The sequence below is a fragment of the Halobacteriovorax marinus SJ genome, from assembly GCF_000210915.2.
GTDB classification, from domain to species: Bacteria; Bdellovibrionota; Bacteriovoracia; order Bacteriovoracales; family Bacteriovoracaceae; genus Halobacteriovorax; species Halobacteriovorax marinus.
The window spans coordinates 3,423,023-3,435,933 of sequence record NC_016620.1 but is presented as its reverse complement, the minus strand read 5'-3'; the positions used below and the strand labels follow the sequence as shown (position 1 = coordinate 3,435,933).

At 34.9% G+C, this 12,911-nt stretch carries 14 protein-coding genes; all 14 read left to right on the top strand.

Going from position 1 to position 12,911, the window contains the following annotated elements; translation table 11 throughout:
* Positions 1 to 230 precede the first annotated feature (230 nt).
* The 14 genes from rpmH to atpG all read left to right on the top strand — a co-directional run bounded on the left by rpmH (position 231) and on the right by atpG (position 12,906).
* Complete coding sequence (gene rpmH, locus BMS_RS16495; RefSeq protein WP_014245960.1) at positions 231 to 383, top strand: 50S ribosomal protein L34; 153 nt, start codon at positions 231 to 233, stop codon at positions 381 to 383.
* A gap of 6 nt (positions 384 to 389) precedes the next feature.
* The gene (rnpA, locus tag BMS_RS16490) at positions 390 to 755 is read left to right on the top strand and encodes a ribonuclease P protein component (RefSeq protein ID WP_014245959.1); all 366 of its coding nucleotides are present in this window, start codon (positions 390 to 392) and stop codon (positions 753 to 755) included.
* Positions 756 to 831: 76 nt separating this feature from the next.
* Positions 832 to 2,298, top strand: a complete 1,467-nt coding sequence (gene yidC / locus BMS_RS17280; RefSeq protein WP_014245958.1) for a membrane protein insertase YidC — start codon at positions 832 to 834, stop codon at positions 2,296 to 2,298.
* Positions 2,299 to 2,300: 2 nt separating this feature from the next.
* Positions 2,301 to 3,845 carry a tRNA modification GTPase gene (locus tag BMS_RS16480; protein WP_014245957.1) on the top strand — a complete coding sequence of 515 codons (1,545 nt, stop codon included), beginning with the start codon at positions 2,301 to 2,303 and terminating at the stop codon, positions 3,843 to 3,845.
* 148 nt (positions 3,846 to 3,993) lie between these two features.
* Positions 3,994 to 5,841 carry a tRNA uridine-5-carboxymethylaminomethyl(34) synthesis enzyme MnmG gene (mnmG, locus tag BMS_RS16475; RefSeq protein WP_014245956.1) on the top strand — a complete coding sequence of 616 codons (1,848 nt, stop codon included), beginning with the start codon at positions 3,994 to 3,996 and terminating at the stop codon, positions 5,839 to 5,841.
* Entirely contained in the window at positions 5,838 to 6,479 is a 642-nt protein-coding gene (locus tag BMS_RS17275) for a 16S rRNA (guanine(527)-N(7))-methyltransferase RsmG (protein ID WP_014245955.1), read from the top strand. Before mnmG ends, BMS_RS17275 begins: the two co-directional genes overlap by 4 nt.
* 38 nt (positions 6,480 to 6,517) lie before the next feature.
* Positions 6,518 to 7,393 carry a ParA family protein gene (locus BMS_RS16465; RefSeq protein ID WP_014245954.1) on the top strand — a complete coding sequence of 292 codons (876 nt, stop codon included), beginning with the start codon at positions 6,518 to 6,520 and terminating at the stop codon, positions 7,391 to 7,393.
* 12 nt (positions 7,394 to 7,405) lie between these two features.
* Positions 7,406 to 8,332 (top strand): ParB/RepB/Spo0J family partition protein, encoded by a 927-nt coding sequence (locus BMS_RS16460; RefSeq protein ID WP_014245953.1) that lies wholly within the window; start codon positions 7,406 to 7,408, stop codon positions 8,330 to 8,332.
* A gap of 33 nt (positions 8,333 to 8,365) precedes the next feature.
* Positions 8,366 to 8,752, top strand: coding sequence for a bactofilin family protein (locus BMS_RS16455; protein ID WP_157868311.1), 387 nt, complete (start codon positions 8,366 to 8,368; stop codon positions 8,750 to 8,752).
* 180 nt (positions 8,753 to 8,932) lie between these two features.
* Positions 8,933 to 9,376, top strand: a complete 444-nt coding sequence (locus BMS_RS16450; RefSeq protein ID WP_014245951.1) for a F0F1 ATP synthase subunit B family protein — start codon at positions 8,933 to 8,935, stop codon at positions 9,374 to 9,376.
* A 14-nt stretch (positions 9,377 to 9,390) separates the two neighbouring features.
* Entirely contained in the window at positions 9,391 to 9,918 is a 528-nt protein-coding gene (locus tag BMS_RS16445; RefSeq protein ID WP_014245950.1) for a F0F1 ATP synthase subunit B family protein, read from the top strand.
* Positions 9,919 to 9,935: 17 nt separating this feature from the next.
* A complete protein-coding gene (locus BMS_RS16440; protein ID WP_014245949.1) occupies positions 9,936 to 10,475 on the top strand; it encodes a F0F1 ATP synthase subunit delta in 540 nt (179 codons plus the stop codon).
* An 18-nt stretch (positions 10,476 to 10,493) separates the two neighbouring features.
* A complete protein-coding gene (atpA, locus tag BMS_RS16435; RefSeq protein ID WP_044557743.1) occupies positions 10,494 to 11,996 on the top strand; it encodes a F0F1 ATP synthase subunit alpha in 1,503 nt (500 codons plus the stop codon).
* A gap of 43 nt (positions 11,997 to 12,039) precedes the next feature.
* Positions 12,040 to 12,906, top strand: coding sequence for an ATP synthase F1 subunit gamma (gene atpG, locus BMS_RS16430; protein WP_014245947.1), 867 nt, complete (start codon positions 12,040 to 12,042; stop codon positions 12,904 to 12,906).
* Positions 12,907 to 12,911: the final 5 nt, after the last annotated feature.

The following is a 12,911-nucleotide window of genomic DNA, read 5'->3' as shown; positions in this document are numbered from 1 at the left end:
CTGTTTCTGTCTCCGTTGTGTGTAGCTATATAGCGTTGCTTGTGTGGGTGAAATTTTTTAGCATGGCCCAATAACTTTTCCAAACAAATCTTCATATTTTTTTCGCAGGGCCAAAAAAAGTCAAAACTTTGGTAAAATTTTGCAAAGGGCCATTGACCTTTTTAAAAGCCATGTGTAAATGTTAACCTTCGTAAATTATAGTTAAATGTTAATACAGATAAGGTGGAGCGATGAGCAAGAGAACTTGGCAACCGAAAAGAAAGAAAAGACTAAGAGTTCACGGATTTCTTAAGAGAATGTCTACAGCTGGTGGAAAGAACGTAATTAACGCCAGAAGAGCTAAAGGTAGAAAGCAACTTACAGTTTCTACTGGTTCTAAATAATAATCTATGGCCGATAATAGCTACGATAAGTCTTATCGTCTCTTATCGGCACAAGATTTTTCCTATCTAAGAAAGAACTCTAAAAGGTTCAAATCAAAGTGGTTAATGGCTTACTACAAGCCAACACGCATTCGTTTACCCGAAAGTCATTCACGTATTGGATTCTCTGTAACTAAGAAGGTTGGCAATGCAGTTTTGCGCAATAGATATAAGAGAATTATGCGCGATATGTTTCGCAACTCAACTTTAAAAGAAAAAGGTTTAGATATTCTAGTTATTGTCTCTCCATATATAACTAAGAATAACTCTAATAAAGATGATCAAGAGAAATGCTTGAAAGATTCTTTCTCTCATTTACTTAAGACATTATAGAATCAAAACTTTCCTAGCTATTTGCATTGTGGTATCTACAACTCTGTAATTTTCATTCCTAATTGGAGTTTTTTAAATGAGTGATGATCAAAAACGTATGTTTTTAGCTGTAGTCCTATCTGGACTCGTTCTCTTTGGATGGCAAACGTACTTTGCCCCTAAGCAGAAGCCTATTATAGAGCAAAATGCTAGTGAGCAGATTAATGCTAAAGCTGCTGCTAAGACACAAGAAACAACTGTTAAGCAAGAAGTGGTAAAGCCTGTTACTGAAAGTGTTTCTTCAGAAGTAAAGTCATTTACGCTTACAAATAATGGTCACTCGGTAAAGATTAATTCAGACTTATCAATCCAGGACTTTTCTAACCCAGGTGCTTCTTTTGATTTTTTCGCAACGACAGGTGTTGAAAAGCCTTTCAAAATTGAGATTGGAAATGAAGCTCGTTTTAGCTCATTTAATTTTACTTTTAATCAAGTAAGCCCGTCTCATATTCAGGGTTCAAATGTTAAGTTAGCAATGAATGTTGACTTTAAAATGGATGATTTAGGTAAGGTTACTTATAAAGTAACTTCTGCAAAAGCCTATCAATTTAGAGTTGTTTTTACATCAACTGAAAGGGAAGAAGAGAATAGGCAAATCAGACAATTTAGTTACTATACTCAAAGCTTGAATCATATGAAAGTAGGTGATTCTGATGATGATGACGGTAAGATGAGATGGCTTGCTATCGATTTCAATTTTCATCTTTTTGCAATTACTTTCAAAGAGCCTGTGGCAGCAAGACTTAAGGCATTTGAGTCGGGTGAATTCAGATCTACTCTTGTTAATGATGTTCATAACTTAGAAGGTTCAATCGTATTTTCTAAGAAGAATTATGATCTACTGGCTAAGCTAGGGGACAAGTTAGATCTATCAATTGACTTTGGTTTCTTTGGAATAATTTCAGTTCCTATCTTAAGAGGCCTACAATTTGTTCACGACTACGTACCTAATTATGGTATTGCTATTATCATTCTAACGATCCTTATTAGAACGATAATGTTCCCTCTTCAATATAAGTCTTTTAAGTCTATGAAGAAGATGCAAAAGATTCAGCCTCAATTAACAAAGATTAAGGAAAAATTTAAAGATGATCCACAAAGAATGCAGAAAGAAACTATGGAAGCATTCAAGAAAGCCGGAGCTAACCCTCTAGGTGGTTGTCTTCCACTGATTGCTCAGATGCCAATCTTTTTTGCGTTTTATCAAGTTCTTTATAATGCTGAAGAATTTGTTGGTTCACCATTCTTTGGTTGGATTGCAGATCTTTCAATTAAAGATCCGTACTATGTTCTACCTGTATTAATGGCGCTAGCAATGGCACTACAGACTCGTTTAAACCCTTCTCCGTCAGCGGATCCTACACAGAAAAAGATCATGATGTTGATGCCAATTGTTTTTGGTTTCTTTATGAAAGATCTACCTGCTGGTTTAAACCTTTATATCTTTACATCAACAATCTATGGAGTTGGACAACAACTTCTTGTGTATAAATTAACTGATTAATTATGTTACATCTCTACGATGATAGGCCAATTATAGCGTGTAGTACTGGACTTCAGTCTAATAGTGCAATTGGCCTTATTCGTATTTCTGGTTTTAGTGACCTCAGTATATTTCAAGATTTTTTCAAGATAGATTTAGCTAATGTTAAAGCTAGATATTCGCACTTCACTTCTATTATAGATGGTGACATTACATTAGATGAAATAGTTCTTACTTTCTATAGCGCCCCTAATAGCTATAATGGCGAGAATATTCTTGAACTAGGTGTTCATGGCAATCAAATTAATATCCAGAGGATCATTTCTCTATTTATAAATAGTAAGTTAGTAAGAGCAGCTAAAGAGGGTGAATTCTCTTATCGAGCCCTTAAGAATAAGAAGCTTACACTCTCTCAGGTTGAAGGCCTAGATTTACTTTTAAATGCTAATTCTTCATTTATGCTTGATCAGGGTTTGCAGGTTCTCTCAGGTGATCTTCATAAGCAATATCTGTCGCTACACGATTCTTTTTTAAAATTGAAATCATCTGTAGAAATAAGCATCGACTTTTCTGAGGATGTTGGTGAGGAACAATGTGCAATACTTTTAAAAGAATCACTCTTAGAATTTTCTTCTAGAGTCACTTCTTTATGGAGAAGAGTTCAGTCAGATAGAAGTGATTTAGCAAATCCCTCTGTTTCGCTTGTTGGGCAAACAAATGCTGGGAAGAGCACTCTTTTTAATTACCTCTTGGCCAATGATAGATCTATCGTCTCAGATCAGGCTGGAACGACTAGAGATTATGTTTCTGAATACCTTACTATTTCTGGCAATACTTATCGCCTCGTAGATACTGCAGGTCTTAGGGAGACAGAAGATAATATAGAAAAGATCGGTATTGATAGGGCCATTGAAATTTCCTCTAATTCTTTCTTTAAGATACTTGTTGTTAATCCTCTCCAGACTAATTTTGAGGATTATAAATCACTTCAAGATGAGAGTTTTGACTTATTAATTATATCTCATTTTGATCAATTGAAAGATTTTTCAGGCGATGAATTTCTCTCTAAATTGCCTTCAAGTAAGGTCTCTATAGCCGCTGAACTGTCGATGAATACTACTTCTTTTAAAGTTCTACAAGATGGTTCTATAGGACCAAATCTTGAAAGTGGTTCTATGGGGGCAGAGGATTTAGAGGCTTCTGGTTCTATAGGACCAAGTTCTGTTAATGGTCCTATGGGGGCAAATTCAAGTCAGCCTGGTTCTATAGGGGCGGATAAAAGTGGTTCTATAGGACCACTAATTACCTATATTGAAGGGCTTATTTCACATAAATTCAACGATTTATGCTCTGATAATCCTTTGTTAATTGGTAGGCATAGAGAGTGTATAAATAATATATATTTATCACTTCAGGAATTCCAATCACTTACAGAGAATGTTGAAGATATCGCAATTATATCCTCAGAATTAAATATTCTAGAAGCTAAGGTATCGGAATTACTAGGAATCGTTTCACCTGATGATGTTCTAAATAATATCTTTACAAATTTTTGTATAGGTAAATAGGGTTTTTATTACAATATTTTCAATTATTTATGGACATTTTCCCCTTAAATGTTTAAATCACTATGCTAATTTACATATACATGTTCCACGTGGAACAAATTCGATTAAGTAGATTATAAATGTTCCATGTGGAACTTTTGAGGTTCTAATGCAGAAATTTGATATAGCTATTATTGGAGGAGGACATGCTGGTGTTGAAGCAGCTTGGATCTCATCACAATTTGATCTAAAAGTTTTAATCTTATCTATGCCAAATGTAGGTTTAGCTTCGACTCCTTGTAATCCAGCAGTGGGTGGAGTTGGTAAAGGGCAAGTGGTAAGAGAGATAGATGCACTAGGTGGATTGATGGGGCAGCTGGCAGATCAGTCCGCTATCCAATATAGAATTCTCAATGAATCAAAAGGATATGCGGTTCAGTCTACTCGTGTTCAAGTTGATAAAGATTTATATACTAAAAATGCTGAAGCTATGATTGCTGCCAATCCAAATATCACTGTAGTTAAAGAAAAGGTTATCTCGGTGGAGAAGAATGGAGACCAGTTCTCTATTAAGACAGAAGCAAGTTACTTTAATACTACAAAGTGTATTGTTACGACTGGAACATTTCTAAATGGAAAATTGCATACAGGAGAAGTTTCTACAAGTGGTGGAAGAGTTGATTGTATGGCCTCTGCTGGAATGGGGGAAATATTCTCTAGTGTTCAGACACTTGGTATAAGATTTAAAACAGGAACACCAGCGAGAATTAATAAAGACTCTCTAGATTATTCGAAATTTGTAGAGCAGAAGAGTGATGGTAGGACAAAGAACTTTCATTCATTAAATAATCCATACGAAAGGTTTGTAGACCAAGTCTCATGCTATATTGCCCATACAAATGAAAGAACTCTAGGGATTATTAGAGATAATAAAGAAAGATCACCGATATATAACGGGCAAATTAAGGGTGTTGGACCTAGATATTGTCCAAGTATTGAAGATAAAGCTTTTCGCTATCCAGATAGAAATTCACATCACGTCTTTGTTGAGCCAGAGGGTTTATCGGCCAATACAATTTATCCAAATGGAGTATCAACAAGTCTTCCTAAAGAAGTTCAGCTAGAGTTTTTAAGAACTATAGAAGGTTTTGAAGAGTGTGAGATTGAATTATATGGCTATGCTGTTGAATATGACGTAGTTGATACTTCTAAGCTAAGTGATTGTCTTGAATATATAGATATTCCTGGACTTTTCTTTGCCGGGCAAGTGAATGGAACATCTGGATATGAAGAAGCTGCTGGACAAGGTTTGATTGCAGGTGCAAATGCTGCTTTATCAATGAAAGGAAAAGATAATTTGGTTCTAGATAGAGCTGAATCATATATTGGAGTGATGGTAGAGGATTTAATCTCTAATAAGAGAGATGAACCTTATAGATTATTTACTGCCAGGTCTGAGAACAGACTCTATGTTAGAGAAGATAATTCTATCAATAGAATGGCAAAATATCGCTTTCAGATGGGATTAGATAAGGAAATAGATAAATATCAGCAAGAGTTTATAGAAGAATTTGAATTACTCCTTGGTCTTTGTAAGAGCACAAGCATTTATGTAACTCCAGAAAATAAGGAATACTTTGCATCGATGGGATATGGAGATCTATCCAAGAATATAACACTGTCTGAGTTAGTACGAAGAAGTCAGCTTAATCCCGTTGAGACATTAGAGCAGGAATTGTCTAAAAGGGGAGCACTCTTTAGTTCAGAAGTTGTTTATACTTGTGCAGTCTCTATTAAATATGAGGGCTATATTAATCGCTCATTAATTGAGAATGAAAGAATATATAGACTAGGAAGAAAGAAGATTGATTGGCAGAGCATTGTTAGAGGAAATATATCAAATGAGTGTCGCCAGCGTATTGAAGAAGTTAAGCCTACGACATTTTCTCAACTTCAGAGAATAGATGGAATTAGGCCAGCTACATTAGCATTTGTTGCGGGAAATATAGTTCAATGAAAGAATTTGCTAAAAAGTATCATGATCTTTTAACAGGTGAGTATGGGGGAATTAACTTAACCCGAATCACTACTTTTGAAGAATTTTATCAAAAGCAAATAGTAGATTCCATTATTCCTTTAGAGGTAAGTAAGGTCTTTAAGAAAACACTAGAGAATAATAAAGTTGTTGTAGATGTTGGCTTTGGTGGTGGCTTTCCAATTCTTCCACTGGCCTATCTTTATCCCGACAAGAAGTTTATTGGCTTCGAGGCCCGAGGCAAAAAGGCTAAGGTTGTTCAAGAGATCGCGGACAAACTAGGTTTAAAAAATGTTAAGTGCTACCATCAGAGAATTGAAACAGTTAATATCGATATTCCAATCATGATGACTTTTAAGGCCGTAGGAACAATTGAGAAATTTGTACCAATGATTAAGTATAGGGAAGATATGACTGTCTTCTTTTATAAGGGACCATCGTTCTATGAGCTTGAAGAATTAGAGCCAACAGAGAAGAAATGGAAGGTTGTAGAAGAGCTCTTCTATGATCTCGAAGGTACTGATGGACGTACATTAATTGGCTTAAAAAATAAGACTGTTCCACGTGGAACATTAAAAAAAGAAATTAAAAATCTTGTCAATTTGTCGCAACTAATTTAATTTTTACATACACACTAATAATCCCATGGGAGATCTAAATGGCTAAAATCATTGCTATGATGAACCAAAAAGGTGGAGTTGGTAAAACAACGTCTACTATTAACCTCGCAGCTTGTTTAGCTGTTGCCGAGAAAAAAACTCTGGTAATTGACCTCGATCCTCAAGGGAACGGTAGTATAAGCTTAGGTTTAGATGCGTCGCAGCATACTGAGTGCAATATTTATCACGCAATGATTGGTCAGGCATCAATTAAAAATGCAATTTACCAAACAGAACTTCCATATCTTCATATCTGCCCATCTGATAATAACCTCTCAGGCGCTGAAATTGAGCTTGTAAGCTTATTTGCGAGAGAGAGTAAGCTTAAGATGGCATTTGAGCCTGTAATGGATGATTACGACTATATCTTGATTGATTGTCCACCATCGCTAGGTCTCTTAACGGTTAATGCTCTAAATGCAGCGGATTCATTTATCGTTCCAATGCAAACAGAATATTTAGCAATGGAAGGGTTAGCACAATTATTAAATACAGTGAGACTTATTAAGAATAGTTTAAATCCAAACTTAAAAATGGATGGAATTCTTTTAACTATGTATGACGGTAGATCAAGCTTACATAAGCAAGTTACCGGAGAAATAAGAAAACACTTTGGAGAAAAAGTGTTTGAAGCAGTTATACCAAGAAACGTTAAATTAGCTGAGTGTCCAAGCTTTGGTAAGCCAATCATTTTATATGATATCGAATCAAAGGGTAGTGAAGCATATTTAGCTCTGGCCAAGGAATTAATCTTAAAAGAGAGAGAGGCCCAAGGATTACCTGAGTTACCTGTAGAGGAAACTTTGGCAGATGAGTTGCCTGAGGTACCAAACTTAGAAAGCTCTCAAGTAGAAACACAAGATCAATTACAATAGGCGAGGTAGTTAATGGCAAAGAAAGTAGCACTTGGTAAAGGGATAGGATCATTAATTTCTGGTGCAAGTAATGATGCAGTTTTAGGAAATCTTAAAAATAAAATGGCCTTTGATGTTGAAGGTAATTCAGAAGCAAAAGAACAGGTTATGGTTACAGACCAACAACCATCTATGATTGAAATTTCTGAAATTAAAACAAATCCAAATCAACCAAGAAAAATATTTAAAGAGAAAGAGCTTGAAGAACTCTCTCAATCGATAAAAGAAAACGGTGTTATTCAACCAGTAATCGTAGTTCAAGCTGAAAAAGGATTTGAGTTAGTTGCTGGAGAGAGAAGACTTAGAGCAAGTAAGTTAGCTGGTCTTACAAAAATACCTGCAGTAATTAAAAGAGCAACTGACAGAGAAAAAATGGTTATGGCCATTATTGAAAATGTTCAGCGTTCAGACTTAAATTGTGTTGAAGAAGCTCTTGCATATTATCAATTAATGGATGAGTTTAATCTTACACAAGAAGAAGTAGCAAAGAAGCTTGGTAAGGAAAGATCTACTGTTGCAAACTTTCTAAGAATTTTAAAGCTTCCTAGAGATGTGATTGAATTGCTACAAAAAGAATTACTTTCTTTTGGACATGCAAAAGTTTTAGCAGCTGAAAAAGATAGAGAGAAAGCTATTCGTTTTGCCAATGAAGCAGCTACTAATAACTTATCAATTAGAGAATTAGAAAAGCTTATTAAATCAAAGAAAAACTTTAAAGAACCAAAGACAACGAATCCTTTCTTTGATGAAAAACTAGATTCTTTAAAACAAAAGTTAGAAAAGAAAACAGGTTTTCACTTTCAGTTAACTTCAAAAAAGAATGGTGCTGGTCAAGTGGTTTTAAAGTATTCAAATGAAGCAGAATTTAATGATATTTTTGAATACTTAATGAATAATTAAAGTGGTCCCATAGGACCACATTGCCGTGGTTCTATGGGGGCAGAAAAAAATGGTCCTATAGAACCAGAAGAGAAGAAAATGCAAAACAGTGAAAAGGACATTTCAGCAATTATTGAAGAAGGTTGTAAATTTGAAGGCAATCTTTCGTTTAATGGTGTTGCCCGAATAGCTGGAATAGTAAATGGAAGTATTTTCTCTAACGATACAGTTATAGTTTCTGAAGGTGCTATTATTAACGCAGATGTTAATGCAAATGTTATTCTTATCTCAGGAACCGTTAAGGGCAACATAAAAGCTTCAAGTCGAGTAGAAATTATTAAGCCCGCAAGATTTGAAGGAACAATTACAACTCCTAGTTTAATTGTGGAAGAGGGCGTCATTTTTCATGGTACAACTAAAATGCGTGACCAGGAAAATTAATCAAATAAAATTCATATTAAAACAGACTCATTCACACTATTTTTCTTACTAGTTAATTCTTAAATTCCTTGACGTTATACGCCTCTATAAGTATTCATTAAGGTCGTTTATATACATAATCGTAAAAAGTAATTCTTCACTTTTTAATGTGAAGTCTTTAGTTTTAGGAGCCCTGTCAGTATGGATACTATCCTTAATATTTTTAAAAGCTTAGGTGCAGATATTACCTTCTTTTACCAGTTAGCCCTTGTTCTTGTTTTCTATTTTGTATTGAAGTACACACTTTTTGGAAAGCTTCAGGAAGTTCTTGATCTAAGAGAGAGTAAAACAACAAAGTTAGAAGGTAATGCTAATAAGAAATTTGCTGAAGCAGAAGAATTAGCACAAAAGTATAAGGCAGAATTAGATAGAGCTAACCACGATGCATACTCTCTTCTTTCTGAAAAAAGAAATGCAGCAATTGACGCTCAAAAATCAAAACTTAAAGAAGTCGAAAATCAATTAAATATTCAAGTTGATGAAAAGAGAAAAGAATTTATGGCAGAACTTGAAGTGCATAAAGCAAATGTACTTAAAGAAGCAGATTCTTTATCTGGTGATCTCGTTAATAAATTAACAAATTAATAAGGATATATAGAATGTTGAAGTTAATTGCTTTAATTCTAACTGTTGCTGATGTTCAAGCAGCTGGTGGTGGTCACGGTGGCCATATTTCTGAACTTATTCTTCCTGCGTGGAACTTTGTCCCTCTTTTAATCGTTATGATTGTTTTACTTAGAAAGCCAATTAGTGCCGCGTTCACTAAGAATGCTGAAGAAGTAGAAGCTCTTTATAATGTTGCTGAGGAGAAAGACAAAGAAGCTCAAATCAAGCTTGATATGTATGAAAAGAAAATGAACTCTCTAAAGTCTGAGTCTGAAAAGATTATGAAAGAGACAAAAGAGCAGATCGAAAAATTTGAAAAGCAAAATGCTGAAGAAACAGTAAATATGATTCAGAAGCTAAATGAAGATGCTGATCAAAAAGTCGCTTACGAAAAGGATCAGGCCGTAAGAGCAATTAATGCATCTTTAGTTGATCAAGTTATTTCAAAAGCAAAATCAAAAATAAACGAAAACAAAGAATATAAAGATAAAGTTACTAATAAATTAGTATCTGAAATCTAACTTTTGGTGGTTAAGTAATGAAAGAACAAATTGTTGCAAAAGCCTATGCTCAGTCACTTATCGAATTAGCTAGCGAAGCTAAAGTTGATGCTGCAAAAGAGCTTACGGATTTAAATGTTCTTATTAATAAGAACAACGATCTTGAAAACTTACTGTTCTTAGATGTTTTTACTGTTGAAGAAAAAGAAGAAGTGATGAAAGAAATTTTATCAAAGCTTGGTTTATCTTCAATCGTAACAAACTTTGTTAATTTTCTAATTAACGAGAAAAGAATTAGTATTTTTCCTCTCATCTTCAAAGAAGTTATTGTGATTGATGATCATAATAAAGGTTTCCTTAGAGGAACTATTGAAGGAAGTAACTCTGAAGTTTCTCCAGAATTTAAAACTAAGATGACTACTTATCTTAAGGAAAAATTAGGACTAACAACAGAATTAACGTATGTACAAAATGAAGACATCACAGCAGGTTACAAAGTAACAGTAGAAGATCTACAGCTTGATGCTTCGTTAGATAATCAATTAGCAAAATTTAAAGATTCAGTATTAAGTGAATAATTATTAAAGAGGTATCTAATGTCGATGAACCCAGAAGAAATTACGAGCATTATTAAAAGTAGAATTGCCAATTTCGAAACTAAATTACAAGTTGATGAAGTTGGAACTGTTCTTACTGTTGGTGACGGTGTTGCCAGAGTATTTGGACTTAAGAACGTTATGGCCGGAGAACTTGTTGAATTTGGAACAGGTACTAAAGGTATGGTTCTTAACTTAGAAGCTAACAACGTTGGTGTTGCTATTCTAGGTAACGATAACGATATTAAAGAAGGTTCTACTGTAAAGAGAACTGAAAAAATCGTTGAAGTTCCAGTTGGTGATGCTCTACTTGGTAGAGTTGTTAACGCTATCGGTGAGCCTATTGATGGACAGGGTGAAATTAACTCTGACAACTATGGTAAAATTGAAATTAAAGCACCAGGAATTATTGCAAGAAAGCCAGTTCATGAGCCTCTTCAAACAGGTATCAAAGCAATTGACTCTATGATTCCAATTGGTAGAGGTCAGCGTGAGCTTATTATTGGTGACCGTAAGACTGGTAAGACAGCAGTAGCTATCGATACAATCATTAACCAAAAAGGTAAAGATGTTGTATGTATTTACGTTGCTATTGGACAGAAGAACTCTACTGTTAGACAAGTACAACAAAAACTAAAAGAAGCTGGAGCACTTGATTACACAATCATCGTTTCTGCAACAGCATCTGATACAGCACCACTTCAGTACTTAGCACCATATACTGGTTGTACAATGGGTGAGTACTATAGAGATAATGGTAAGCACGCAGTTATCGTTTATGACGATTTAACTAAGCAAGCTCAAGCATATAGACAAATGTCATTACTACTTAGAAGACCACCAGGGCGTGAAGCATTCCCAGGTGACGTTTTCTATCTACACTCAAGACTATTAGAAAGAGCTGCAAAGCTTTCTGACGAGTTAGGAGCAGGTTCATTAACAGCACTTCCAGTTATTGAAACTCAGGAAGGTGACGTTTCTGCATATATTCCTACAAACGTTATTTCAATTACAGATGGACAGATCTTCCTAGAGTCTGACTTATTTAACTCAGGTGTACGTCCTGCAGTTAACGTTGGTCTTTCTGTTTCTAGGGTAGGTGGTTCAGCGCAAATTAAAGCAATGAAGAAAGTTGCTGGTACTCTTAGACTTGATCTTGCTTCATTTAGAGAGCTTGCTGCTTTCGCGGCATTTGGTTCTGACCTAGATGCAGCTACTCAAGCTCAGCTTTCAAAAGGTGAGAGACTTGTTGAGCTTCTAAAGCAAGGACAATATGTTCCTATGGAAGTTGTTGATCAAGTTATTGGTATTTTCGCAGCAACAAAAGGTCTACTTGACTCAGTACCTGTTGATAAAATTCAAGAGTGTGAGAAAGGTCTAATCGAATTAATGAACTCTAAGCATGCTGACATGGTTAAAGAAATTAATGAGAAGAAAGCAGTTCAAGATGAAGAGAAGTTAATCTCTATCATTAAAGATTATGTAGCAGGACTTAAATACTAATTTGGAAGAAGGTAAAACTTCTTCCTCTTTATGAGGAGCCATAATGGCAAATATTAAAGAGCTTAAAAAGAAAATTAAAAGTACTAAAGGTACGTTTAAAATCACTTCTGCTATGAAGCTCGTTTCTGCTGCGAAGTTGAATAAAGCACAACAAGCTATTCAAAACTCTCGTCCTTACGCTAAGGAATTAGAGGATACGATTAAGACTGTTTCTGCTCTTGTTCAAGATTACAGCCACGAGTATCTAGAAGAGAGTGAGAATAAAAAGTCTGCTCTTTTAATTATTTCAAGTAACAAGGGTCTATGTGCCGGTTATAACTCTCAACTTTCTAAGAAAGTTAGAAACTTCATCGCTCAAACAGGTGAAGAGATTGAGTGTTATTTCATTGGTAAGAAAGTAAAGGACTTAGTTAAGACTGAAGTAATTGTAGCGAAAGAGTTTTCTTTTGAAAAAATAGAGCCAACATATAACGAAATGGTTGATGTAGCAGAAGAGCTTGCAGCTAAGTTCAAATCTGGTGAGATCGGTAGAGTATATGTTGCTTACAATATTTTTGAATCAGCAATTGCATTCACTCCATGTGTAAAGCAAGTTTTACCAATGGTATTAGCTGAAGAAGAAAAAGAAGAGTTAAAGGAAAAGTTTCCATTTGATTTCAAGTATGAGCCAACACCAAAGGAAATACTTGATTCATTAATTCCTCAAACTTATATCAGTTCTGTTTACACATCTCTATTAGATGCGTTAGCAGCAGAACATGGTTCAAGAATGAGTGCTATGGATTCTGCTTCTTCTAACTGTAAAGATGCAATTAATAAATTAACAATTAAAATGAATAAATTAAGACAAGCGGCCATTACGACAGAGTTAATCGAAGTTGTATCAGGTGCTGAGTCATTAAATGGCTAAGGAGC